At 71.4% G+C, this 22,977-nt stretch carries 21 protein-coding genes; 7 read left to right on the top strand and 14 right to left on the bottom strand.

Going from position 1 to position 22,977, the window contains the following annotated elements; all coding sequences use genetic code 11:
* Positions 1–46: 46 nt before the first annotated feature.
* Entirely contained in the window at positions 47–580 is a 534-nt protein-coding gene (locus tag BLW86_RS13590; RefSeq protein WP_030222466.1) for an alkyl hydroperoxide reductase, read from the bottom strand.
* Positions 581–593: 13 nt separating this feature from the next.
* Positions 594–1,148 (bottom strand): peroxiredoxin, encoded by a 555-nt coding sequence (locus BLW86_RS13585; RefSeq protein WP_093874286.1) that lies wholly within the window; start codon positions 1,146–1,148, stop codon positions 594–596.
* A gap of 132 nt (positions 1,149–1,280) precedes the next feature.
* Here BLW86_RS13585 and BLW86_RS13580 point away from each other — a divergent pair, with 132 nt between their 5' ends.
* Positions 1,281–2,255 carry a LysR substrate-binding domain-containing protein gene (locus tag BLW86_RS13580; RefSeq protein ID WP_093874285.1) on the top strand — a complete coding sequence of 325 codons (975 nt, stop codon included), beginning with the start codon at positions 1,281–1,283 and terminating at the stop codon, positions 2,253–2,255.
* Between the two features lie 93 nt (positions 2,256–2,348).
* Here the strand turns inward: BLW86_RS13580 and BLW86_RS13575 are convergent, their stop codons facing one another.
* Genes BLW86_RS13575 through BLW86_RS13565 form a run of 3 tightly spaced genes read right to left on the bottom strand, consistent with a single transcriptional unit; the run spans position 2,349 to position 5,922 of the window.
* Complete coding sequence (locus BLW86_RS13575; protein WP_093878651.1) at positions 2,349–4,721, bottom strand: FtsX-like permease family protein; 2,373 nt, start codon at positions 4,719–4,721, stop codon at positions 2,349–2,351.
* Positions 4,718–5,401 (bottom strand): ABC transporter ATP-binding protein, encoded by a 684-nt coding sequence (locus tag BLW86_RS13570; RefSeq protein ID WP_093874284.1) that lies wholly within the window; start codon positions 5,399–5,401, stop codon positions 4,718–4,720. Before BLW86_RS13570 ends, BLW86_RS13575 begins: the two co-directional genes overlap by 4 nt.
* A complete protein-coding gene (locus BLW86_RS13565) occupies positions 5,398–5,922 on the bottom strand; it encodes a PadR family transcriptional regulator (RefSeq protein WP_093874283.1) in 525 nt (174 codons plus the stop codon). Before BLW86_RS13565 ends, BLW86_RS13570 begins: the two co-directional genes overlap by 4 nt.
* Before the next feature lie 267 nt (positions 5,923–6,189).
* Here BLW86_RS13565 and BLW86_RS13560 point away from each other — a divergent pair, with 267 nt between their 5' ends.
* Entirely contained in the window at positions 6,190–8,406 is a 2,217-nt protein-coding gene (locus BLW86_RS13560) for a transglycosylase domain-containing protein (RefSeq protein ID WP_093874282.1), read from the top strand.
* A gap of 60 nt (positions 8,407–8,466) precedes the next feature.
* On the opposite strand, the gene BLW86_RS13555 is transcribed toward BLW86_RS13560, so the two are convergent.
* The 3 genes from BLW86_RS13555 to BLW86_RS13545 all read right to left on the bottom strand — a co-directional run bounded on the left by BLW86_RS13555 (position 8,467) and on the right by BLW86_RS13545 (position 12,931).
* Complete coding sequence (locus BLW86_RS13555; protein ID WP_093874281.1) at positions 8,467–10,509, bottom strand: ATP-binding SpoIIE family protein phosphatase; 2,043 nt, start codon at positions 10,507–10,509, stop codon at positions 8,467–8,469.
* 311 nt (positions 10,510–10,820) lie between these two features.
* The gene (locus tag BLW86_RS13550) at positions 10,821–11,486 is read right to left on the bottom strand and encodes a cytidylyl-2-hydroxypropylphosphonate hydrolase (protein ID WP_093874280.1); all 666 of its coding nucleotides are present in this window, start codon (positions 11,484–11,486) and stop codon (positions 10,821–10,823) included.
* A 44-nt stretch (positions 11,487–11,530) separates the two neighbouring features.
* Positions 11,531–12,931 carry a class II fumarate hydratase gene (locus BLW86_RS13545; protein WP_093874279.1) on the bottom strand — a complete coding sequence of 467 codons (1,401 nt, stop codon included), beginning with the start codon at positions 12,929–12,931 and terminating at the stop codon, positions 11,531–11,533.
* A 142-nt stretch (positions 12,932–13,073) separates the two neighbouring features.
* Here BLW86_RS13545 and BLW86_RS13540 point away from each other — a divergent pair, with 142 nt between their 5' ends.
* Positions 13,074–14,603: a ricin-type beta-trefoil lectin domain protein gene (locus BLW86_RS13540; protein ID WP_093874278.1), complete on the top strand. Its 1,530-nt coding sequence runs from the start codon at positions 13,074–13,076 to the stop codon at positions 14,601–14,603.
* A gap of 59 nt (positions 14,604–14,662) precedes the next feature.
* Here BLW86_RS13540 and BLW86_RS13535 read toward each other — a convergent pair whose 3' ends face one another.
* Positions 14,663–15,319 (bottom strand): lipoprotein, encoded by a 657-nt coding sequence (locus tag BLW86_RS13535; RefSeq protein ID WP_093874277.1) that lies wholly within the window; start codon positions 15,317–15,319, stop codon positions 14,663–14,665.
* A gap of 116 nt (positions 15,320–15,435) precedes the next feature.
* Between BLW86_RS13535 and BLW86_RS13530 the strand changes: the two genes are divergently transcribed.
* A complete protein-coding gene (locus tag BLW86_RS13530; protein WP_093874276.1) occupies positions 15,436–15,933 on the top strand; it encodes an allene oxide cyclase barrel-like domain-containing protein in 498 nt (165 codons plus the stop codon).
* Positions 15,934–15,938: 5 nt separating this feature from the next.
* Here the strand turns inward: BLW86_RS13530 and BLW86_RS13525 are convergent, their stop codons facing one another.
* On the bottom strand, positions 15,939–16,568 hold the full coding sequence (locus BLW86_RS13525; protein ID WP_093874275.1) for an HAD family acid phosphatase: 630 nt from the start codon (positions 16,566–16,568) through the stop codon (positions 15,939–15,941).
* Between the two features lie 283 nt (positions 16,569–16,851).
* Positions 16,852–18,525, bottom strand: a complete 1,674-nt coding sequence (locus tag BLW86_RS13520; protein WP_093878650.1) for a fumarate hydratase — start codon at positions 18,523–18,525, stop codon at positions 16,852–16,854.
* Between the two features lie 334 nt (positions 18,526–18,859).
* On the opposite strand from BLW86_RS13520, the gene BLW86_RS13515 reads away from it, so the two are divergent.
* Together BLW86_RS13515 and BLW86_RS13510 are read left to right on the top strand one after the other, a co-directional pair.
* Entirely contained in the window at positions 18,860–19,579 is a 720-nt protein-coding gene (locus BLW86_RS13515; protein ID WP_093874274.1) for a DUF1707 SHOCT-like domain-containing protein, read from the top strand.
* 158 nt (positions 19,580–19,737) lie between these two features.
* Entirely contained in the window at positions 19,738–20,109 is a 372-nt protein-coding gene (locus tag BLW86_RS13510; RefSeq protein ID WP_093874273.1) for a WhiB family transcriptional regulator, read from the top strand.
* Positions 20,110–20,213: 104 nt separating this feature from the next.
* Here BLW86_RS13510 and glpX read toward each other — a convergent pair whose 3' ends face one another.
* Complete coding sequence (glpX, locus tag BLW86_RS13505) at positions 20,214–21,248, bottom strand: class II fructose-bisphosphatase (protein WP_093874272.1); 1,035 nt, start codon at positions 21,246–21,248, stop codon at positions 20,214–20,216.
* A 117-nt stretch (positions 21,249–21,365) separates the two neighbouring features.
* Between glpX and BLW86_RS13500 the strand changes: the two genes are divergently transcribed.
* On the top strand, positions 21,366–21,899 hold the full coding sequence (locus BLW86_RS13500) for a DUF4245 domain-containing protein (protein ID WP_177181643.1): 534 nt from the start codon (positions 21,366–21,368) through the stop codon (positions 21,897–21,899).
* A gap of 62 nt (positions 21,900–21,961) precedes the next feature.
* On the opposite strand, the gene BLW86_RS13495 is transcribed toward BLW86_RS13500, so the two are convergent.
* Complete coding sequence (locus tag BLW86_RS13495) at positions 21,962–22,552, bottom strand: malonic semialdehyde reductase (protein WP_093874271.1); 591 nt, start codon at positions 22,550–22,552, stop codon at positions 21,962–21,964.
* A gap of 140 nt (positions 22,553–22,692) precedes the next feature.
* On the bottom strand, positions 22,693–22,956 hold the full coding sequence (locus BLW86_RS13490) for an exodeoxyribonuclease VII small subunit (RefSeq protein WP_093878648.1): 264 nt from the start codon (positions 22,954–22,956) through the stop codon (positions 22,693–22,695).
* Between the last annotated feature and the right edge of the window lie 21 nt (positions 22,957–22,977).

The raw sequence follows: 22,977 nt of genomic DNA, 5'->3' as shown, positions 1-22,977 counted from the left end.
GGGCCCCGGGGCGTGTTGCCCCGGGGCCCTTCTCGTACGCCCGGACCTACTCGGCGAGCACGGCCTCCGCGTCCAGCGTGACGCCGACCGCCTGGATCACCGCGGCGATCTTCACGGCCTCCTGGATCGTGGCGCGGTCGACACCGGCCTGGCGCAGGACCTGCTCGTGCGAGTCCAGGCACTGGCCGCAGCCGTTGATCGCGGAGACGGCCAGCGACCACAGCTCGAAGTCGACCTTCTCGACGCCCGGGTTGCCGATGACGTTCATCCGCAGGCCGGCGCGCATCGTCCCGTACTCGGGGTCCGACAGCAGGTGCCGGGTCCGGTAGAAGACGTTGTTCATCGCCATGATGGCGGCGGCGGACTTGGCGGCCTGGTACGCCTCGGGCTTCAGGTTCGCCTGGGCCTCGGGCTCCAGCTCCTTGAGCACCTTCGGCGAGCGCGAGGCGATCGCGCAGGCGAGGACGGTGCCCCACAGCTGCTGCTGCGGAAGGTCGCTGTTGCCGATGACCGAACCGAGGTTCAGCTTCAGGTCCTTGGCGAAGTCCGGTATGGCGGACTTCAGTTCGTCGAGAGCCATGTCGGATCCGTCCTTACTCGCCCGCGAGGAGAGCGGCGGCGTCGAGGGTGCTCTCGCCCTTGTTCCAGTTGCACGGGCACAGCTCGTCGGTCTGCAGCGCGTCGAGGACCCGCAGGACCTCCTTGGGGTTACGGCCGACGGAGCCGGCGGTCACCATGACGAACTGGATCTCGTTGTTCGGGTCCACGATGAAGACGGCGCGCTGGGCGAAGCCGTCCTCGCCGCGGACGCCGCAGTCGCTCATGAGCTCGTGCTTGGAGTCGGCCAGCATCGGGAAGGGCAGGTCACGCAGGTCGGCGTGGTCCTTGCGCCAGGCGTGGTGCACGAACTCGGAGTCGCCGGAGACGCCGAGGATCTGGGCGTCACGGTCGGCGAACTCGTCGTTCAGCTTGCCGAACGCGGCGATCTCCGTCGGGCAGACGAAGGTGAAGTCCTTCGGCCAGAAGAACACCACGCGCCACTTGCCCTCGTAGGCCTTGTGGTCGATCTGCTCGAACTCCTTGCCGCTCTCCAGCGACACGCAGGCGGTCAGGTCGTAGGCGGGGAACTTGTCACCGACAGTGAGCACGCGCTCTCCTTGCAGGCAGGAAGGGTCCCTTTTGAGGCCTTCCATGGGGGTTGGACGGCTCACAGCATGGCACGGAGTGCATTGATCAGTGAAATAGCTAGAGTGGGTCGTGTTGATCGAAGGTGGTTATCAGTGGCATCCCCGTACAGCTCCCCGCACGGCCCGCACCGAGGCAAGCAGCCCAGCCTCTCCCAGCTCAGAGCCTTCGTGGCGGTTGCCGAGCATCTGCACTTCCGCGACGCGGCGGCCGCCATCGGCATGAGTCAGCCCGCTCTTTCGGGCGCGGTTTCGGCTCTCGAAGAGGCACTCGGTGTCCAGCTCCTCGAGCGTACGACGCGGAAGGTGCTGCTCTCGCCCGCGGGGGAACGGCTCGCGGTCCGCGCCCGGGCGGTCCTCGACGCGGTGGCGGAGCTGATGGAGGAGGCGGAGGCCGCCCAGGCCCCCTTCACGGGCGTCCTGCGGCTCGGGGTGATCCCGACCGTCGCCCCCTATCTGCTGCCCACCGTCCTGCGGCTCGTCCACCACCGCTGGCCCGAGCTCGACCTCCAGGTCCACGAGGAACAGACCTCCTCGCTCCTGGAGGGACTCGCCGCCGGCCGGCTCGACCTGCTGCTGCTCGCCGTGCCGCTCGGAGTGCCCGGCGTCACCGAACTCCCCCTCTTCGACGAGGACTTCGTCCTGGTCACACCGGAAGGGCACCCGCTGGCCGGACGGGACGCCATCCCGCGCGAGGCCCTCAAGGAGCTCCGGCTGCTGCTCCTCGACGAGGGGCACTGCCTGCGCGACCAGGCCCTCGACATCTGCCGGGAGGCCGGGCGCACCGAGGGGGCCGAGGTCACCACCACCGCCGCCGGACTCGCCACCCTGGTCCAGCTCGTCGCGGGCGGCCTCGGGGTGACCCTGCTGCCCCGCACCGCCGTGACCGTCGAGACCGCCCGCAACACCGCCCTGTGGACCGGGGGGTTCGCGGAACCGGCGCCCTCGCGGCGGATCGCCCTCGCGATGCGGACGGGCGCGGCCCGGCACGCCGAGTTCGAGGAGCTGGCGGAGGCCCTGCGCGGGACGATGGAGGAGCTTCCGGTACGGGTGGTGGGCGGCGGCTCCTGACACCCCCCGGTGTCAGGAACCCCCGCCCCGCCCCGTACTCCTCGGACATCGTCCCCGTGCCGCCCCGCACTCCTCGGACATCCGGTCGACGGGTTACTCCGTCCGCAGCCCGTCCGCCCGCATCAGCCGCCACAGCACCGGCATGCTCAGCAGCGTCACGGCCGCGATCAGTCCGAGGCCGATCCCGACGACGGGCAGGAAGCCCCACCAGTCCTCGACCTGCTGACCGCCCATCTTCAGCAGCACGAACCCGAGTCCGAGACCGCCCGCCACGGCGAGGACGAGCCCGAGGAGGATCGGCACCGCCGTCTGCCACAGCACCGACCAGCCCAGGGTCGAGCGCCGGGTGCCGAAGGCGACCAGCGAGGAGAGCAGCCGCTTGCGGTCCCGCAGCTGCTCCAGGGTCGCGACCAGCAGCGAGGCCGCCACGAGGAGCATCGTCAGGGTGGAGCCGACGAGGATGCCGGTCCGGACGCTGGAGAACGCCGCGTCCCGCTCGGTGTCCTTCAGGGTGCGCACCCAGGACGTCGGATCGATGGCCGCCGCCGTGTTCCGTACGCGCTCGGCGGCGTCGGGCACGGCCGGGTCGAGCCGGACCATGGTCTGCGCGTCGGGCTCGTCCAGGAGGGACGTGTCGATCGCCTTCGGGGTGGCGAGGACGCCGTACTCGTACATGCCCGTCGGGTCGGGGCGGGAGTCCACGATCCGGGCCGTCGCGGGGATCCGCCACTGCGGCGGCGGGGTGCCCGCCGGGCGCTTCGGGGCGCTCGGGTGCGGATGCGGGTCGCGCAGGGCGACCGTGCCGCCGGGGCGGGCGGCCCGGGTGACGTGGGAGTCGTCGGGGTTGCCCTGGGCGCCGTGTGCGAGGAAGACGAAGACGTCGCCGTCCGTGCAGGAGGGGAGCGTGGCGTACTCCCGCAGGGAGGCGCAGTCGCCGACCCGGAGCGGGACCATCGGGGAGAACTCCTCGCCCTCCTTCAGGGGGCCGGGCCGCCACACGTGGGACTCGACGGTGCCGATCACGCCGGTGACGCCCTCGGTCCTCCGGAAGCGGTCGATCATCCCGCGGGCCTCGTCGGCGGTCCTCGCGTCGGCGCCGATCGCGATCTGGGCGCGGGAGGTGTCCTCGCCGCTGTACTGGGTGAAGTCGTTCTCCATCGCCTGGAAGAGCATCTGGAGCGCGATCGCCCCGGTCGCCGCGACGACGATGCCGCTGACCGCGCGGGCCGCCGTGCCACTGCTCAACTGGAGCCTGCGGACGGCGAGCTGCCAGGCCACCGGCCCGGTGTGCAACCGCTTGACGCCCGCTTCGACGAGCCACGGCAGGAGCGTGGTGAGGCCGATCAGGACGAGCGTCGTGCCGGTCACGACGCCCACGGTGTCGATGCTGGTCTCGGTCACCCGCACCTCGCCGACGAGCGGGGCGAGGAAGGCCGCGCCGGCCGCGAGGAGCAGCAGCCGCCACCACAGCCGACGGCGCCGCGGGGTGGAGGTCCGCACGACGCCCAGCGGTTCGATCGCCACTCCGCGCAGGGCGAAGAGGGTGACCACGACCGAGGCGACCGGGACGACGGCGAGGACGAGCACGGCGAGCGGGACCATCGGCACCACGTCGCCGGGGTAGGCGTTGACGTCCCAGATGGTGAAGGCGCCCGCGAACTGCCGGGCCGCCGCGAAGAGTCCGAGCCCCACCAGGAGCCCGAGCAGCGCGCCCGCGAGGGACTCGCCGGCCGCGATCCGCCGGGTCATGGCGGTGTCCGCGCCGATCAGCCGGAGCGCCGCGAGCCGCCGGTCGCGCTGCTCGCCGCCGAAGCGGACGGCGGTCGCGATGAAGACGAGCACCGGCAGGAGCAGGACGACGCAGGCGACGACGACGAGGAGGATCAGGAACGCGTTCATCGGTTCCTCGGGCACCGACCAGCCGTAGCGCGTGCCGCGCCCGTCCAGGTTCTCCGCGTCCAGGAAGTCGACGTGGGCGACGTACCGCAGTTCGGCCGGGCCGATGAGTCCGGCCGGTCCGATCGTCCCGGCGACCCGGTAGGGGATCCGCTCCTTGAGCAGCGCGCCCTCCGGGGAGTCGAGCAGTCTCCCGAGCGCGGGGGAGACCAGCATCTCGCCGGTCCCGGGGAACCTGTCCGCGCCCGGCGGGAGCGGGGGCGCGTCGCCCTCGGGGCGCAGCAGCAGACCGCTGACGACGTCGTCCCGGTAGACCGTGCTCCGGCCGAGGTGGAGAAAGGAGTCGGGGCGGGGCGAGGTGACCTGCTCGCTGCCGTCGACGGCGCGGACCGACTCCCGGACCTCCCGCTGGAAGAGCATGTTGGGGAAGGAGGCGGCGAGCAGCAGCAGGGCCACGCCGAAGCCGACGCCGGTCGCGGTCAGCAGGGTGCGGAGCAGGCCGGAGCGGCCGCCGGCGACCGCGAACCGGGCGCCGAGCGTCAGGTCGCGGGCCCAGGTGCCGAGGCTCATGCGGCCCACTCCGCGTCCCGTACCGACCCGTCCCGTACGACGACCTCGCGGTCGGAATAGGCGGCGACCCGGGCCTCGTGGGTGACGAGGACGACGGCGGCGCCGGTGTCCCGGGAGGCGTCGGTGAGGAGCCGCATGACCAGCTCGCCGTTGAGGGAGTCGAGCGCGCCGGTCGGCTCGTCGGCGAAGATCACGCGCGGGGCGGTGACGAGCGCGCGGGCGACGGCGACGCGCTGGCCCTGGCCGCCGGATATCTCGCCGGGGCGCTTGCCCGCGACGGTGTCGACCTCCAGGCGGGTGAGCCACTCGGCTGCCCTGGCCTCGGCCGACTTCCGCTTCTCTCCGTTCAGCCGGAGGGGGAGGGCGACGTTCTCCACGCAGGTCAGTTCGGGGACGAGCTGCCCGAACTGGAAGACGAAGCCGAAGTCCGTGCGGCGCAGGGAGCTGCGCGCGCCGTCGGAGAGCGCGGTGAGTTCGCGTCCGTCGTAGGTGATGGTGCCGGCGTCGGGGCGCACGATTCCGGCCAGGCAGTGGAGGAGCGTGGACTTGCCGGATCCGGAGGGGCCCATGACGGCGACGACCTCGCCGGCCCGCAGGGCGAAGTCGGCGCCGGCGAGCGCCGGGGTCGGGCCGTAGGCCTTGTCCAGGCCGGTGGCGCGCAGCAGCGGAGCGGAGCTCATCGGCGGACCTCCTCGGCGAGCGCGTCGAGGCGGGCGGCGGTCAGTTCCAGCCAGCGCAGGTCCGCTTCGAGGTGGAAGAGGGCGTGGTCGCAGATGAGCTGGTCGGCGAGGTCGCCGTCGCGCTTGCGCCGGGTGAGCTCGCGCATCAGGCGCAGGTGCTCGGCGCGCTGGGTGTCGAGGATCTCCGCGGCGCCGCGGCCGGTGAGCAGGGCCAGGACGACCTTGGTGTAGAGCGTGGACTGGAGGTACGGCTCGGGCTTCTCGGGGGTGGCGAGCCACTGGGCGACATCGGTGATGCCGGCCTCGGTGATGGCGTACCGCTTCCGCTCGGGGCCGCCGCCGGCCTCGATGCCGTCGACGACGACCAGGCCGTTCTTCAGGAGCCGGGACATGGTCGAGTAGACCTGGCCGTAGTGGAGCGGCCGGTCCTGGCCGAACTTCTCGTCGAAGGCGCGCTTGAGGTCGTAGCCGTGGCGCGGTCCGGACTCCAGGAGTCCGAGGAGGGTGTGACCGATGGACATGGGAGTCACTGTACATCGTGTGTATACCTGCGGTGTATAGCGTCGCTTCCGGTCGGCGGTCACAAAGCGGAACCGGTCCCTCACGCAACCATCCGGTCCGCTCGAGCGTCGGTTCCTCTGGGCGTGGGTGCTGATTCTCACGTCCGGAAAAGACGTGATCGGTTGTCCTTTGTCCGCCTCGTCGGTGTTAGCTTGCTGAGCTGATCCGACGCGGGCGGGCTCAGCACCGAGGGCGCCGGACACAAGACGAGCGGAGCGACTGGACACATGGGCCGACCGGACAAGGGCAAGGCGAAGAAGGGCGGCATACGCCGCCTCTTCACCTGGAAGAAGCTCCTGGGCACCTTCATCGTGTTCTGCCTGCTCGGCATGGGTGCCCTCTACGTCGTCTACCTGCTGGTCCCGGTGCCGTCGGCCAACGCCGAGGCGACGATGCAGAGCAACATCTACAAGTACTCCAACGGCAAGATCCTCGGCCGCACCGGCAAGATCAACCGCGAGATCGTCGGCCTCGACAAGATCCCCCTGCCGGTCCAGAGGGCCTTCGTCGCCGCCGAGAACAAGACCTTCTACAAGGACAACGGCGTCGACATCAAGGGCACCACCCGCGCCGCCTGGAACACGGTCACCGGCAAGGGCAAGCAGGGCGGCTCGACGATCACCCAGCAGTACGTCAAGAACTACTTCCTGAGCCAGGACCAGACGGCGACCCGCAAGCTCAAGGAAATGGTCATCGCCATCAAGGTCGACCGGAAGATGAGCAAGAGCGACATCCTCGCCGGGTACATGAACACCAGCTACTACGGCCGCTCCGCCTACGGCATCCAGGCCGCCGCCCGCTCGTACTACGGCGTCGACGCCACCAAGCTCACCACCGCCCAGGGCGCCTACCTCGCCTCGCTGCTCCAGGCGCCCAACCAGTACGACTGGACCTCCGCGAGCACCACCGGCCGCAAGCTCGTCGAGGAGCGCTGGAACTACGTCCTCGACAACATGGTCGGCGAGGGCTGGCTCAACGCCTCCGAGCGCGCCGGCATGAAGTTCCCCGTCCCGCAGAAGCCCAAGCCCTCCCCCGGCATGGAGGGCCAGACCGGCTACATCATCGAGGCCGCCAACCAGGAGCTGATGCGTCAGGGCGTCAGCGAGGAGGACATCAAGGCCGGCGGCTGGACGATCACCCTCAACATCGACGAGAAGAAGCAGAAGGACCTCGTCAAGGCGGTCGACAAGCAGCTGGAGGACAAGCTCGACCGCAAGGGCGACGCGAAGCAGGCGACCGTCCAGGCCGGCGCCACCTCCGTCGACCCGAAGACCGGCGCGGTCGTCGCGATGTACGGCGGCATCGGCGCCACCGAGCACTGGATGTCCAACGCGACCCGCCGCGACTACCAGCCCGCCTCCACCTTCAAGCCGATCGTCCTCGCCTCCGCCGTCGACAACCACGCGGTCACCCAGGACGGGCGGGAGATCGGCCTCGGCACCATCTACGACGGCACCAGCAAGCGGCCGGTCGTCGGCAGCCCCATCGACTTCGCGCCGGAGAACGAGGACGACGAGAGCTACGGCCCCGTCACCGTCCAGAAGGCCACCAACAGCTCGATCAACTCGGTCTACGCCCAGATGATCGTCGACGTCACCCCCGCCAAGGCCAAGAAGACCGCCCTCGCCCTCGGCATGAAGGACGGCGCGGGCTTCCCCGAGACCCCCGCCATCTCCCTCGGCACCATGGGCGCCTCCACCATGGACATGGCCGGCGCCTACGCCACCCTCGACAACCACGGCAAGAAGGTCACGCCGACCCTGGTGAAGACCGCCGAGCACAAGGACCGCACGGTCACGGGCGCCCAGGCGATCGGCGAGCAGGTCATCAGCCGCGAGGCCGCCGACACCGCCACCCAGGCCATGACGGGCGTCGTGCAGAGCGGCTCCGGCTTCCGCGCCGCCGGCGACTACGAGGCCGCCGGCAAGACCGGCACCTCCGAGAACAACCGCTCCGCCTGGTTCGTCGGCTACACCCCCGAACTCGTCACCGCCGTCGGCCTCTTCGGCGAGGACGCCAAGGGCAACCAGGTCACCCTCACCGACACCATCAACCCCGGCCGCGCCAACGGCGGCCGCACGCCCGCCCAGATCTGGGGCGACTACACCGAGCGCGCGCTGAACGGCGGCTCGGACGCCACCTTCGACCTGGAGACCAACGGCGGCGCCCAGGACGGCACGGCGCCGGATCCCACGCCGACCACCGAGGCGCCGACCGAGGAGCCCACCGAGGAGCCGACCACGGCCTCCCCGGACCCGACCGCCCCGCCGACCTCGACGGCCACCACGCCGCCGCAGCCGACGCGCGACCCCGTCACCACGCCGCCGCAGCCCACCCAGGAGCCGACGGCGACCGAGGAGCCGACGGCCCCGCCGACCTCGATCCAGCCGCCGGACGCCGGCGGCGATCCCGGCGTGAACAGCACCGTCCGCCCGCCGCGCTGACGACACGACCGAAGGCCGGACCCCGCACGGGGGTCCGGCCTTCGGTCGTGCGGTACGAGCTCAGGTGCGGGTCGCCAGCTCGAACCAGACCACCTTGCCGCCCGACAGCCGGGTCGCCCCCCACCGCCGGGCCAGCCGGTTCACCAGGAACAGGCCGCGCCCGCCCTCGTCCGTGTCGCGCGCCCGCCGCTGCCGGGGCAGCTGCGGGGAGTCGTCGCCGACCTCGCAGCGCAGCACGTCCGTCCGCAGCAGCCGCAGGGTCACCGGCCGCTCCGCGTACCGCACGGCGTTCGTCACGACCTCGCTGACCAGCAGCTCGACCGAGTCCGTCAGCTCTTCCAGGTCCCAGCGGGCGAGCGCCCGCCGGGCGAGCCGCCGGGCCCGCCCCGGGGCGGCGTCCTCCGGCTCCAGGAACCAGTACGCGACGTCGCTCGGCGCGATCCCGTCGAAGCGGGCCGCGAGCAGCGCGATGTCGTCGTCCCGGTCGCCCGGGCCCAGCATGTCGAGGACGTCGTCGCAGAGCGCCTCCAGGGGCGGCGAGTGGTCCGGACCCGTCAGCTGTGCGGTCGCCGCGAGGCGCTCCCGCAGCTGCTCGATCCCCGTCCACACGTCCCGCAGCCGGGACTCGACGAGGCCGTCGGTGTAGAGCAGCAGCGTGGCGCCGGCCGGGGCGTCCAGCTCGACCGCCTCGAAGTCCACCCCGCCGACCCCGATCGGGGCGCCGGGCGGCACCCGCAGCACCTCGGCGCGGCCGCCCAGGTGGAGCAGTATCGGCGGCGGATGACCCGCGTTGGCCACGGTGATCCGGTGCGAGACCGGGTCGTACACCGCGTACATGCAGGTCGCCATGCGGTTCTCGCCGAGCCGCTGCGCCTGCTCGTCCAGGTGGTGCAGGACCTCCTGCGGGGGCAGGTCGAGACCGGCCAGGGTCTGCGCGGTCGTGCGCAGCTGGCCCATGATCGCCGCCGAGGTCATGGAGTGGCCCATGACGTCGCCGACGACGAGGGCGACCCTGCTGCCGGGCAGCGGGATCGCGTCGTACCAGTCGCCGCCGACCCGGGCCGTCTCGGCCGCCGGCAGATAGCGCGAGGCCAGCTTGACGCCGGTCGGCTGCGGCAGCGAGTCCGGCAGCATCGTCCGCTGGAGCTCGTCCGCGATGTACGCCTCGCGGCCGTACAGCACGGCCTTGTCGATGCCGAGCGCGGTGTGCGTGGCCAACTGCGCCGCGACGAGCAGGTCGTTCGGCTCGAAGCCGGCCCGCTCGGGGCGGCGCAGGAACACGGCGGAGCCGATCACCCGCCGCCGGCCGCGCAGCGGCGCGAGGACCGCGCGCAGCCCGCCGGGCAGCGGGTGCTCCGGGCCGAGCAGTTCGGTCAGCGCGGCCTTGGCGGCCGCGGAGTCGCCGAAGACCGGCCGAACCCCGCGCAGCACCTCGGCCAGTGCCCCGCCGGACCGCACCTCGCAGAGTTCGGCCGCGGGGGTCGGATCCGGATCGGGTACGAGGACGAGCTCCTCGCCCTCCAGGTCGTTTAACCGCAGCCGGTCGGTGCGGCGCAGCCGCAGCACGAAGGGCGCCACCGGCCGCTCGTCGCCCACCGGGAGCGGGTCGCGGAGGTAGACGAGGATCTCGTCGGAGAAGGTCGGCACGGTGGCCCGGCACAGGCCGAGGACGATCTCGTCCAGGTCGATGCCGCGGGCGATGCGCCGGGTCGCGGCGCCGACGAACCGCAGCCGGTCGCCCTCCCGCCGGGCGGAGGTGTCCCCGCCGCCGGGATGCTGCGGGGAGACGGCGAGGGCCACGGCGCCGGGGGCGCCGGGATGTCCCGTACCGCCGGGGAGGCCGGGGTGTCCCGTGCCGTCGGGGGAGTCCGGGTGGCCGGTGCCGCCCAGGGGGTCGGGGTGGCCCGCGCCTCCGGCGATGGCCGGTGCGGTGGGCTGCGGGGGTGCGTCCGGGGCCGGGGTCGTGGCGGCCGCCGGGCCGCCCGCCTTGCCGGGCACGTCGGAGGGCAGGCCGGCCGCCGCCTCCTGGCGAGGGCGCGCGCGTTCCTGCGGCCGGGCAGCCAGGGGCTGCCGGCCTTCGTGGGAGGTGGGATGCTCCGTCACGCGTGGGATTCCGTCCGTCCGGGCCGGTGGTGCGATGCACTCGCTCTGTTGGCCGATGCCGCGCCTTCGGCAGGGCTAAACCCCGCGCCTGCGGTGGATGCGGAGCTTCCGCGAGTGGCGGCAAGGGCGGGGGTCGGCACACCCGGGCACACGTCCGGCACTGCTCTCCCCCTCGTGGATGACTTGCGGTCAGTTCCTGCGCTGGCTTACGCCTTTGACGTGCTGTTCGGTCGGTCTGACGTGCTCTTCGCTCGGTGTCGGCCTTGCGGAGGACGATCCTACGTTTGAACCCCGGGGGCGCATCAAGGGTCTCACGGAGCCGTGCGCGCCGGAGTGCGGTCCCAGTCCGCCGGGAGCGTCGGCACCCGCCAGGCGGGATCGGGCCGCCAGTCCTCCCAGCCGTCCGCGAACGGCGTCCCCCAGGAGGTGATCAGCTCCACCGCGTCCCGCCCGGCGGCCAGCACCCGCGCGGCCTGCTCGGGTCCCATCAGCCCGGCCCGCTGGGCCTGGGCGAACTCGTCCTCGTCCCGCCACAGCCAGCTGCGGTCGGGGTAGACGGAGATGTCGAGGAAGTGGTCCTCGGAGTCGATGCCGCCGGACCAGCGGGTCCGCGGCTCCTCCAGGTTCACGTACCAGCTGCGGAAGCGCCAGCCGCGCTCCCAGAACAGCCACACCGACCAGGGGTCCTCCGGCCGGGCCAGCTTGAGGACCCCGGTGCCGGACCAGCGGGCGCGCTCGGTGGTGCGCGGGGCGGTGTAGCGGGTGGCGAGCGGCTCGTCGTGCACGGAGGTGCCGTCGGCGAGCACCGGCCGCACGCACTCGGTGCCGGGCGCCATCCAGACGGCGAGCAGCTCGGGGGTGTCCCGGACGACGGTCACCGGCCGGCAGATGGCCACGTCTTCGGTGCCGTTGCCGCGGTAGCGCCAGAGGATGTGCTCCCCTGGCGCCCAGTGCTGGGAGCCGTCCGATCCTGTCATGCGCAGATCTTAGGGGCGCGCTCCCATCGGCGCTGCGGCACAGGTCACGGATGAGTCATCCGCAGCACGTCCAGCGCCTCGTCCAGCTGCTCGACGGTGAGGTCGCCCCGCTCGACGTAGCCGGACTCCAGCACCACCTCGCGGATGGTCTTCCGCTCGGCGAGGGACTTCTTCGCGACCTTGGCTGCCTCCTCGTAGCCGATGTACTTGTTCAGCGGGGTGACCACGGAGGGCGAGGACTCGGCGTACTCGCGGGCGCGCTCGGCGTTGGCGGTGACGCCGTCGACCGTGCGGTCGGCGAGGAGCCGGGAGGCGTTGGCCAGAAGGCGTACGGATTCCAGCAGGTTCTTGGCCATCACGGGGAGCATCACGTTGAGCTCGAAGTTCCCGGCCGCGCCCGCGACCGCGACCGCGGTGTCGTTTCCGGTCACCTGCGCGGCGACCATCAGGACGGCCTCGGGGATCACCGGGTTCACCTTGCCCGGCATGATCGAGGAGCCGGGCTGGAGGTCGGGGAGGTTGATCTCGGCGAGGCCGGTGCGCGGACCGCTGGCCATCCAGCGCAGGTCGTTGGCGATCTTGGTGAGGGAGACGGCGATGGTCCGGAGCTGCCCGGACGTCTCCACCAGGCCGTCGCGGGCGCCCTGGGCCTCGAAGTGGTCGCGGGCCTCCGTCAGCGGCAGCCCGGTCGCGCGGGCGACCTCCGCGATGACGGCCGCGGAGAAGCCGGCCGGGGTGTTGATGCCGGTGCCCACCGCCGTACCGCCGAGGGGGAGTTCGGCGAGCCGGGGGAGCGAGGCGCGCAACCGCTCGACCCCGTACCTGACCTGGGCCGCGTAGCCGCCGAACTCCTGGCCCAGGGTGACCGGGGTGGCGTCCATCAGATGCGTACGGCCGGACTTCACCACCGACACGAATTCGGCCGATTTTCGCTCCAGGGAGGCGGCCAGGTGGTCGAGGGCGGGGATCAGGTCGCGGGTGACGGCGGCGGTGGCCGCGATGTGGATGGAGGACGGGAAGACGTCGTTCGAGGACTGCGAGGCGTTGACGTGGTCGTTGGGGTGGACCTCGCGCCCCTCGGGGAGCCGCTCGGTGGCGAGGGTGGCGATCACCTCGTTGGTGTTCATGTTGGACGAGGTGCCCGAGCCGGTCTGGAAGACGTCCACGGGGAAGTGCTCGTCCCAGCGCCCCTCGGCGACCTCCTCAGCGGCCGAGACGATCGCCTCGGCTCGGTCCTTCTCGACCACCCCGAGCTCGGCGTTGACCTTGGCGGCGGCGGCCTTGATCCGGGCCAGGGCCTCGATGTGGGCGCGCTCCAGGCGCTGGCCGGAGACCGGGAAGTTCTCCACCGCCCGCTGGGTCTGGGCCCGCCACTTGGCGTGCGCGGGGACCCGCACCTCGCCCATGGAGTCGTGCTCGATGCGGTACCCGTCCGTGTCGTTCATGTTTCTCAACCTCCAAGCTGCGTACTTCGGGGGGCGACCCCCGAACCCCCCGAAAAAGATGAGCACTTGTCTTGTTCGATGTATTCCCAAGGCGCGTACCGGCCAGTAAAAACCGTGGGTAACCCCACTTCCAGGAGGCGCAGTGAAGCGCACCAGGTCCAGACTCCGCTGGCCCGTCGCGGCCGTCGCCGCCGCCGCGGCGGCCCTCGGCAGCATGACCGCGGCCGCCCCCGCCGGCGCGGCCGACACGAGCACCACGGCCGGAATCACCTCCGTGCCGCTCTCCCCCGAGCTGGAGGCGATCCGGGCGGCCGAGGCCACCAGGATCTACGGCAGCCCCGAGGAACGGCCGCTCGCCCAGCGCAGGACCGGCCTGATCTCGCTCGGCGACAGCGAGATCTCCGGCGAGGGCGTCGGCACGTACGAGTCCCCCACCAACGGGCCCACCAACTGGTGCCACCGCTCCCCGGACGCCGCCATCCACCGCACCGGGATCCCCGCGGACCTCACCTTCAACGTGTCCTGCTCCGGCGCGTACACCGGGAACATCCGGATCGGCGGCTCCAAGCAGTACGCCGACGAGCTCGTCCAGAGCGACAACCTCGCCGTCAAGGCCCGCAACACCCGCATCAAGATGGTCCTGCTCGTCGCCGGCGCCAACGACGACCTGCAGTTCGGCCCCGTCATGACCGACTGCGTCCAGCGCTACGTGCTCAGCCAGGGCACCTGCGAGCCCAAGTACGCCCCCGGCTGGCAGGCCCGCGTCGACGCACTCGTCCCCAAGGTCGAGCAGACCGTCCGCGACCTGAAGACGGTCATGCGCGACGCCGGATACGCCGACGGCGACTACAAGCTCGTCGTCATGGGCTACCCGAGCCCCATCGGCCCCGACTTCTACGACAACCCGAACTTCTCCGGGAAGCTCGCCTGCGGCGGCATGGGCTACGACTCCGACACCAAGTGGGGCCGCAACACCGCCGTCCCGGCCTTCGAGCGCGGCATGCGCACGGTCGCCGCCGACACCGGGGCGGTCTACCTCGACAACTCGCGGCTCTTCAACGGCCACGAGGTCTGCATGGAGGACACCTGGGCCCGGGGCCTCTACATCGACCTCTCCAAGCCCGGCGGCCTCGACGAGAACTCCGTCCGACAGTCCTTCCACCCCAACAAGAGCGGCCACGGCGCCTTCGCCTCCTGTCTGACCCAGATCTACAACTCGGGCCTGCGCGAGGCGAGCTGCGCCGACGTCAACTCCTCCGGCACCCCGACGCTCTTCCCGCTCGCCTGGGACGACGCGTACAAGCCGCTGAAGAACCAGGCGACCGGAAACTGCCTGGACGTGAACGCGGCCGAGTCGGCCAACGGGACCGCCGTCCTCGGCTGGGACTGCCACGGCGGCCGCAACCAGGGCTGGTGGTACGACTCCGCCCGACAGACCGTCCACACCCAGCTCACCCAGGACCGCTGCCTGGACGTGCCGGGCGCCGTCTACCAGACCGGCAAGGCGCTCATCATCTGGAACTGCAGCGGCGCCGCCAACCAGAAGTTCGTCCGCGACGGCGCCACCGTCCGTCCCGCGGCCGCGACCGGCCTCTGCCTCACCCAGAGCGCGGCGAAGGAGCCGATCCGGCTCCAGAACTGCGACGGCTCCGCGAACCAGAAGTTCGCGTAAGGGCCTCCGCACACGCCGTGGCCCCTCGTCCGGTGCGGGACGGGGGGCCACGGTCACGTTCAGAGCGCCTTCGTCGTGCTCTTCGCCAGCTCGTAGGCGGGGAGCATCGCGCGGTGCTCGTCGGTGTCGAGACCGCCGAGGTGGACGATGACGACCGTGCCCTTCGGGGTGGAGACGGCGAAGGCCCGCTCCTCCTTGGTCTCGTCCGTGAACTCGCTGTGCGTCGTGTACGTGACCTCGGTGGCAGGCAGCGTGCCCGCCTCCGTCTCCCGGTAGGTGACGGCGGAGGGCTTGTCCGCCGCCGTCACGAAGCCTTCGAGAGCGGCCCGGGCGGGGCTCTCGGCGACCGTCCACACCCGCAGGTAGCCGATGTTCCCGGTGGGCTTGGCGTCGACCTCGCAGCGCACGACGGCCGGGCCCTGCCGGGTGAGCGCCGCGAACTCCGGGTTCTCGGGGTCGTCGATCGCCTCCGGCTTCCAGCCCTCCGCGAGCCCGAAGGAGACGGGCAGCGCGCAGGCCGACCCGGGACCGCCGAGCGTGGCGGCGGCCTTGACGGCGGTCTTTTCCGGGGCCGCCGTGGCAGCGGTCTTCTCCGGGGCCGCCGGGGCCGCTGGGGCGGCGGGCGGCGGGGTCGTCCCGCAGGCGGTCAGCAGCAGTCCGGCCGCCACCAGGGCGGCGGGGACGGCCGTACGTATCGGACGTGCTCTCTCCGGCATGGCGCCATGATCCCCGACGCGGTCGCCCGGGATTGCGCCGGACGGGCGAAGCCGCGGGGATCCCCGCACAATGTGAAGCATGCCGAGGGGGACCCCCATCCCACGGGAGGCAGGACATGACCCGCAGCTTCAAGAGGATCGGCGCGCTTGCCGCCTGTGCGGTCGCCGCGGTCTCTTTCGCCGCCGCCCCGGCTCAGGCCGACGACGGCGACGGGTTCGAGTTCACGCTCTACTCCAAGGAGGTCCCGGCTCCGGGAGCCGACGAGAGCGGTCCGCCGCCGAAGGTCGGGGGCGTCTTCACGGTCGCCGACGACCTGTACAAGACCAAGGGCGGCGACAAGGTCGGCCGCGACGGCGTGACCTGCGCCGTGGTGCGCGTCTCCGGGACCCAGGCCGACGTGAACTGCATCGGCACCTTCGTCCTGAACGGCGGACCGGGCGGGCAGCTCACCGCCCAGGCCCTCGTCACCTTCGACACCTCGAGCGAGACGCCGGCGGCCTACGACGTGGCCATCACCGGCGGCACCGGCGACTTCAAGCAGGCGCGCGGGTACCTCCGTACGACCCCCGACGGGGACTACGAGCGGATGGAGTTCCACATCACCACGCGGTGAGCCCGTTACGACAGCTTGCCGCCGTAGTCCGGGAGCTTGAAGGCGCGCTCGGCGTGGCCGCCGACGAGGTCGGTCGTGTTGTTGCCGATGTTCGCGATGATCGTGTAGCCCTTGGCCTCGATCTCGGCGCGCTTCTCGGTCTTGTACGCACTGACCTCGCCGAACAGGTCGGGGAGCGAGCGCACGTACAGCCCGTCGACGGGGTAGCCGGCCTTCTTCAGGTTCCAGTCCGTCAGGGAGTAGATGATTCCGGGCCGGGCGGTGACGAAGAAGACGGCCACCCCGCGCGCGTGGGCGTCGCGGACGAGCGCGCGCACGTCCGAGATGGCCGGGGTCGGCAGCTCCCAGAAGGGGTGGAAGTCCGTCTCCAGGGAGCTGTTGTCGATGTCGAGGACGATGGCCTGCTTCTCGCGGCCGGCGTTCTCGGAGCGCGCCTCGACGTAGGGGCGCGCCTCGGCGACGACGGCCGCCACGTCGCGGCGCCAGGTCGTGTAGTCGACGTCCGCGAGGGCCGCGGCCGACGTGACGTGGGTGTCCGGGTCGGCGGCGGAGGCGGCGGGCGCCGGGCCGACGACGAGGAGGGCCGTCAGACCGAGGGCCGTGGTGGCCGTGGCAGTGGCTTTGGCGGAGGGCATGGGGGGCTCCCGAGGGGTCGACCGGCTCAGTGGTTGACATGCTCGCGCCCCATACTGACCAGTAGGCGACGAGAGGGCTACCGGTCGGTAGCGACTTTCTGACGTGAAGATCGACACCGGGGAACGACGGAACCCCCTGGTCCGGCGAGGGACCAGGGGGTTCCGGGAGCTGTGACGGTCGGCCGAGACCGGGACCGGGACCGGGACCGGGACCGGGCATCGGGCATCGGGATGTGCGTGCGGTGATCCTCGGCCGCCCGGGGACGGCCGCGGGGAGGAGACGCTACGACAGCTGCGATCCCTGGCGCACCGGGATGTGCGTGAAGGTCGGCTCGGGCGCCGGGTTCTGGAAGAAGTCGTTGCCCTTGTCGTCGACGACGATGAAGGCGGGGAAGTCCTCGACCTCGATCTTCCAGACCGCCTCCATGCCGAGCTCCTCGTACTCGACGACCTCGACCTTCTTGATGCAGTCCTGCGCGAGACGGGCCGCCGGGCCGCCGATCGAGCCCAGGTAGAAGCCGCCGTGCGCGCCGCACGCGTCCGTGACCTGCTTGCTCCGGTTGCCCTTGGCCAGCATGACCTTCGAGCCGCCCGCCGCCTGGAACTGCTCCACGTACGAGTCCATGCGGCCGGCCGTCGTCGGGCCGAAGGAGCCGGAGGCGTAGCCCTCGGGGGTCTTCGCGGGGCCCGCGTAGTAGACCGGGTGGTCCTTCAGGTACTGCGGCATCTCCTCGCCCGCGTCAAGCCGCTCCTTGATCTTGGCGTGCGCGATGTCGCGCGCCACGACCAGCGGGCCGCTGAGGGACAGCCGGGTCTTGACCGGGTACTTGGTCAGCTCGGCGAGGATCTCGTCCATCGGCTGGTTGAGGTCGATCTTCACGACGTCCGAGGACTCGTCGAGGTGCGCGTCCTCCGTCTCCGGCAGGAAGCGCGCCGGGTCGGTCTCCAGCTGCTCCAGGAAGACGCCCTCGGCGGTGATCTTCGCGACGGCCTGACGGTCGGCCGAGCAGGAGACGGCGATCGCGACGGGCAGCGAGGCGCCGTGGCGGGGGAGGCGGACGACGCGCACGTCGTGGCAGAAGTACTTGCCGCCGAACTGCGCGCCGATGCCGATCTTCTGCGTCAGCTCGAAGACCTTCTCCTCCAGCTCCTTGTCGCGGAAGCCGTGGCCGGTCTCGGCCGAGCCCTCGGTGGGCAGCTCGTCCAGGTAGTGCGCGGAGGCGTACTTCGCGGTCTTGAGCGCGAACTCGGCGCTCGTGCCGCCGACGACGATCGCCAGGTGGTACGGCGGGCAGGCGGCCGTGCCGAGCGAGCGGATCTTCTCCTCCAGGAACTTCATCATGGAGGCCTCGTTCAGGACCGCCTTGGTCTCCTGGTAGAGGAAGGACTTGTTGGCCGAGCCGCCGCCCTTGGCCATGAAGAGGAACTTGTACGCGCCGCCGTCGGTCGCGTACAGCTCGATCTGCGCGGGCAGGTTCGAGCCGGTGTTCTTCTCCTCCCACATGGTGACCGGCGCCATCTGCGAGTAGCGCAGGTTCAGCTTGGTGTAGGCGTCGTAGACGCCCTTGGACAGGGCCTCCTCGTCACGGCCGGAGGTCAGCACGTTCTGCCCGCGCTTGCCCATGACGATCGCGGTGCCGGTGTCCTGACACATGGGCAGCACGCCCGCGGCGGCGATGTTCGCGTTCTTCAGGAGGTCGAGCGCGACGAACTTGTCGTTGCTCGACGCCTCCGGGTCGTCGATGATCCGGCGCAGCTGAGCCAGGTGGGCCGGGCGCAGGAAGTGCTGGATGTCGTGGATGGCCTCGGCGGCCAGCTTGCGCAGCGCCTCCGGCTCGACCTTGAGGAACGTACGCCCGTCGGCCTCGAAGGTGGAGACACCTTCGGAGGTCACCAGGCGGTAGGGCGTGGTGTCCTCTCCCAGGGGGAGCAGATCGGAGTACGCAAACTCAGGCATGACGGCGGCCATTCCTCACTCGGCAGACAGCAGCGCCGCCTCCGTTGGCGGCGCGCCCTCCAGCGTATGCCGAGGGCGCGACCCCGTTCCTGTGAGGTAAGGCTCACTGGACGCGTGGAACGCACCGGAATGGCGTGTTCGGGTCCCGGCCGCGCCCCCTGTCGGATCCCGGTGGCGTCCCTGTCGGGTCCCGTTCGCGTCCGCTGTCGGATCCCCGTCGGGTCCCCTGTCGGATCCCGGTCGCGTCCCCTAGGGGATGCGACCGGGGCGTTCGGGGGTGCGCCCGGGGTGTTCCCCCTGGTTGCGATCTATCGCGTGTCGCTACGCTGGATCCGTGGACCTCGAAAAGCAGCCCGAACCCGAGAAGCAGCCGCGGCCGCAGCGGCCGGTCGCCCCCGCCGAGCCCGCTCTCGCCGGGCCCGCCTTCGCCGATCCGCAGGGCTCGCTGCGAGCCTCGGACGCGGACCGGGACCGGATCGCGGACATCCTCCGGGACGCCCTGGCCGAGGGACGGCTCGACGCGGAGGAGCACTCGGACCGGATCGACGCGGTCTACCGGGCCAAGACCGTCGGCGAGTTGGAGCCGATCGTCCGAGACCTGCCGAGCTCCCGCACCTCCCGGGACGCCGAACCGGCCTTCGCCTACGGCCCCGACGACCCCGAGGGCCCCGCGGACAACCTCGTCGCGATCTTCTCCAGCACGACCCGCAAGGGCCGCTGGCGGGTGAGCCGCCGGACGAACGCCTTCGCGCTCTTCGGGAACGTCGAGGTGGACCTGACCGAGGCGATCTTCGCCCAGCGGCTGACCACCATCAACGCCACCTCCATCTTCGGGAACGTCGAGGTCCGGGTCCCGGAGAACATCAGCCTGCGCGGCAGCGGCAGCGGCATCTTCGGGAACTTCGAGGTCGTGACCCTGGAAGGGGCCGACCCGCAGGCGCCGGTCGTCGTCGTCAACGGCTTCTCGATCTTCGGGAACGTCGAGGCCAAGCCCAAGCGCGGCAAGTGGATCACCGACCTCCAGGGCAAGCTCCGCAAGCACCTCGGACACTGACGCCCGGGAGCCGTCCGCCGGCGACCGGAAGGTGACCGGAATTCGCCCTCGGGTATCCGCAGTGCGGAACGGCGGGGCACGCAGTGCATAGGCACGCGCACAGCGGGTAGGGCTGGTGCATCGCCGCTCGCTCGCGAAGCCGTCGTCAGGAGTAGACCGTGCTGCAACCGCCGCATCAGCCCCTCCAGGTCGCCGCCGTACCCCCTCAGCGCGCCCCTGCCCGGGAGGACGAGGCCGGTCCATGGCACGCGGAGGCGGTGTGCCGCCGGGACGAGGCCGGACTCTTCTTCGCCCCGTCCAAGGAGCCGACCGCCGCGCGGCTCGCCCGCGAGGAGGCGGCCAAGCGGGTCTGCGCGCGCTGTCCCGTGATGGTCGAGTGCCGGGAGCACGCGCTGCTCCAGCCCGAGCCGTACGGGGTGTGGGGCGGGCTCACGGCGGCGGAGCGCCGCGTCGTCCTCGCCCGGCGCCGGCGGCGCGAGGTGGAGCTGCGGAAGGCGGCCGCGACCGGGCGGATCGCCCAGGCGGGCTGACGGGACCGCGAAGACCCGCGCCCGGTCCGTACGAGAAGGGGCGCCCCCACCGCACATGGGGGCGCCCCTCTTCGTGTGCGTACGGCCGGTGCCCGGCCGCCTCGCTACTTCGCCCTGTCGAAGTCGATCTGGCTGTACGCGCGCAGCTTCGAGAGCCGGTGCGTCGAGTCGATCTGGCGGATCGTGCCGGACTTCGAGCGCATGACCAGCGACTGCGTGGTCGCCGTCTCGGCGCGGTAGCGCACCCCGCGCAGCAGCTCGCCGTCGGTGATGCCGGTCGCGACGAAGAACACGTTGTCGCCGCTGACCAGGTCGTTCGTGGAGAGCACGCGGTCCAGGTCGTGGCCCGCGTCCAGGGCCTTCTGGCGCTCGGCCTCGTCCTTCGGCCACAGCTTGCCCTGGATCACGCCGCCGAGGCACTTGATGGCGCAGGCGGAGATGATGCCCTCGGGCGTGCCGCCGATGCCCATGAGCATGTCGACGCCGGTGCCCTCGCGGACGGCCATGATCGAGCCGGCGACGTCGCCGTCCGAGATGAACTTGATCCGGGCGCCGGTCTCGCGGATCTCCTTGACGATGCCCTCGTGACGCGGGCGGTCCAGGATGACGACCGTGATGTCCTCGGGGGAGGAGTTCTTCGCCTTCGCGACCCGGCGGATGTTGACCGAGACGGGGGCGTTGATGTCGACGAAGTCGGCGGCCTCCGGGCCGGTGACCAGCTTGTCCATGTAGAAGACCGCGGACGGGTCGAACATGGTGCCGCGGTCGGCGGCGGCCAGGACGGCGATCGCGTTGGGCATGCCCTTCGCGTTGAGCGTGGTGCCGTCGATCGGGTCGACCGCGATGTCGACCTCGGCGCCGGTGCCGTCGCCGACCCGCTCGCCGTTGAAGAGCATGGGGGCTTCGTCCTTCTCGCCCTCGCCGATGACGACGACGCCGTTCATCGAGACGGTGGAGATCAGGGTCCGCATGGCGTTGACCGCCGCCCCGTCCGCGCCGATCTTGTCGCCGCGGCCGACCCAGCGGCCGGCGGCCATGGCGGCGGCCTCCGTGACGCGGACCAGCTCCAGGGCGAGGTTGCGGTCGGGGGCCTCGGGGGAAACGACAAGCTCGGGCGGAAGGTGGTGGTGCTCGGTCATCGGAACGCACCTTTCTGTACGGCGACGGCCGGGAAAAAGAGGGTGCTGCGACTCTATCGGTACGTCGACAAAATGAGCAGAGGGGCCCACGTATGAGCAAGACACCATGATGCGACCATGGTGGGCGTGGCAGGTATGCGAGGCAGGCAGACGGTACGCGGGATGTTCCAGTCCCTCGGGGTGATCATGGTCGCCGCGGGCGTGATGTATCTCTTCATCCCGCACGACGAGAGCGCCGAACCGGTCAAGGCGAAGGACTACCGGGTCGAGCTCCTCACGGCCCAGCGGGCGGCGCCGTATCCGGTGCTGGCCCCCGAGGGCCTCGGCGAGGGATGGAAGGCGACGGTCGTCTCGTACAAGCGCGAGAAGGGCGACGCCTGGCAGCTGGGCTTCCTCTCCCCGGACACCCAGTACGTGGCGGTCAACCAGTCGACGACGGAGCCGGGGAAGTTCGTGCCCGAGGTGACCCGGAAGGCGAAGAACACCGGGAAGACCCAGACGGTGGCCGGGCGGGTCTGGCAGCGCTGGGAGGGCCCGAAGTACGACGCGCTGGTCCGTACGGAGAACGGCGCGACGACCGTGGTGACCGGCACGGCCTCCTTCGAGCGGCTGGCGGAGATGGCCGGCTCGCTCCAGGCGAAGAAGGTCTGAGCGTACGGAGAAGGGCCCCGCACTCGTGGAGTGCGGGGCCCTTCTCCGTGCTGCCGTCAGGCTCAGACGGTGGTGACGACCTCGTCGTACGACAGGCGCGGGGAGCGCGGGAACCAGGCGTCCTCGCCCGGCTTGCCGATGTTGACGACCATGAGCGGGGTGTGGTCGTCGTCCAGGAACTCCTTCTGGACGCCGGCGAAGTCCAGGCCGGTCATCGGGCCGGCGGCCAGGCCGGCGGCGCGGACGCCCACGATGAAGTACGCGGCCTGGAGGGCGGCGTTCAGCAGCGCGGCGCCCTCGCGGACCGGGCGCTCGGAGAAGAACACGTCCTTGGCCTGCGGGAAGTGCGGGAACAGCGCCGGCAGGTCCTCGTGGAACTCGTTGTCGGCCGAGAGGATCGCGACCAGCGGGGCGGCGGCGGTCTTGGCCTGGTTGCCCTCGGCCATGTGCTTCACCAGGCGCTCGCGGGCCTCGGGGGAACGGACCAGGGTGATGCGCAGCGGGGTCTGGTTGAAGGCGGTGGGGCCGTACTTCACCAGGTCGTAGATCGCCTGGACCTGCTCGTCGGTCACCGGCTCGTCGGTGAACGTGTTGGCGGTACGGGCCTCACGGAAGAGGAGGTCCTGGGCGACGGCGTCAAGGGCGAGGGACATGCTGCGTACCTTCCGAACTGCAAGGGGGGTTCGCTCGTACAAGATTCAAGCGATGTCTCGACAGTACGCCCAGGGTTGGTGAAAATTCAACTAATCTATCCGGATAGTGATCCGGTTCACTCGGAGTCTACGCGCCGGACCTACTCGCCCCCGTCCTCCCCCTCGTCCGCCTCGCCCGCGCGCTCCGCCGCCAGCGAGGCGTCGAGCCGGGCCCGCGCCCCCTCCAGGCGGCGCCGGCACACCTTCGCCAGCTCCTCGCCCCGCTCCCAGAGCGCGAGGGACTCCTCCAGGGACGTCCCGCCCGCCTCCAGGCGCCGGACGACCTCGATCAGTTCGTCCCGCGCCTGCTCGTAACCGAGGGCCGCCTCTTCCGCGCCCGCGTCCGTGCTCGTACCCACTGCCATGTGCCGCTCCATCCGCCGTGT

The organism is Streptomyces sp. TLI_105 (assembly GCF_900105415.1).
Lineage (GTDB): Bacteria > Actinomycetota > Actinomycetes > Streptomycetales > Streptomycetaceae > Streptomyces.
This window is presented reverse-complemented; position numbering and strand designations above follow the sequence as displayed.

Coding starts and splice junctions, on each gene's coding strand:
- BLW86_RS13590 (WP_030222466.1), bottom strand. CDS start 580: ATGGCTCTCGACGAACTGAAGTCCGCCATACCGGACTTCGCCAAGGAC.
- BLW86_RS13575 (WP_093878651.1), bottom strand. CDS start 4,721: ATGAGCCTCGGCACCTGGGCCCGCGACCTGACGCTCGGCGCCCGGTTC.
- BLW86_RS13570 (WP_093874284.1), bottom strand. CDS start 5,401: ATGAGCTCCGCTCCGCTGCTGCGCGCCACCGGCCTGGACAAGGCCTAC.
- BLW86_RS13565 (WP_093874283.1), bottom strand. CDS start 5,922: ATGTCCATCGGTCACACCCTCCTCGGACTCCTGGAGTCCGGACCGCGC.
- BLW86_RS13560 (WP_093874282.1), top strand. CDS start 6,190: ATGGGCCGACCGGACAAGGGCAAGGCGAAGAAGGGCGGCATACGCCGC.
- BLW86_RS13550 (WP_093874280.1), bottom strand. CDS start 11,486: ATGACAGGATCGGACGGCTCCCAGCACTGGGCGCCAGGGGAGCACATC.
- BLW86_RS13545 (WP_093874279.1), bottom strand. CDS start 12,931: ATGAACGACACGGACGGGTACCGCATCGAGCACGACTCCATGGGCGAG.
- BLW86_RS13535 (WP_093874277.1), bottom strand. CDS start 15,319: ATGCCGGAGAGAGCACGTCCGATACGTACGGCCGTCCCCGCCGCCCTG.
- BLW86_RS13530 (WP_093874276.1), top strand. CDS start 15,436: ATGACCCGCAGCTTCAAGAGGATCGGCGCGCTTGCCGCCTGTGCGGTC.
- BLW86_RS13525 (WP_093874275.1), bottom strand. CDS start 16,568: ATGCCCTCCGCCAAAGCCACTGCCACGGCCACCACGGCCCTCGGTCTG.
- BLW86_RS13520 (WP_093878650.1), bottom strand. CDS start 18,525: ATGCCTGAGTTTGCGTACTCCGATCTGCTCCCCCTGGGAGAGGACACC.
- glpX (WP_093874272.1), bottom strand. CDS start 21,248: ATGACCGAGCACCACCACCTTCCGCCCGAGCTTGTCGTTTCCCCCGAG.
- BLW86_RS13500 (WP_177181643.1), top strand. CDS start 21,366: ATGGTGGGCGTGGCAGGTATGCGAGGCAGGCAGACGGTACGCGGGATG.
- BLW86_RS13495 (WP_093874271.1), bottom strand. CDS start 22,552: ATGTCCCTCGCCCTTGACGCCGTCGCCCAGGACCTCCTCTTCCGTGAG.
- BLW86_RS13490 (WP_093878648.1), bottom strand. CDS start 22,956: ATGGCAGTGGGTACGAGCACGGACGCGGGCGCGGAAGAGGCGGCCCTC.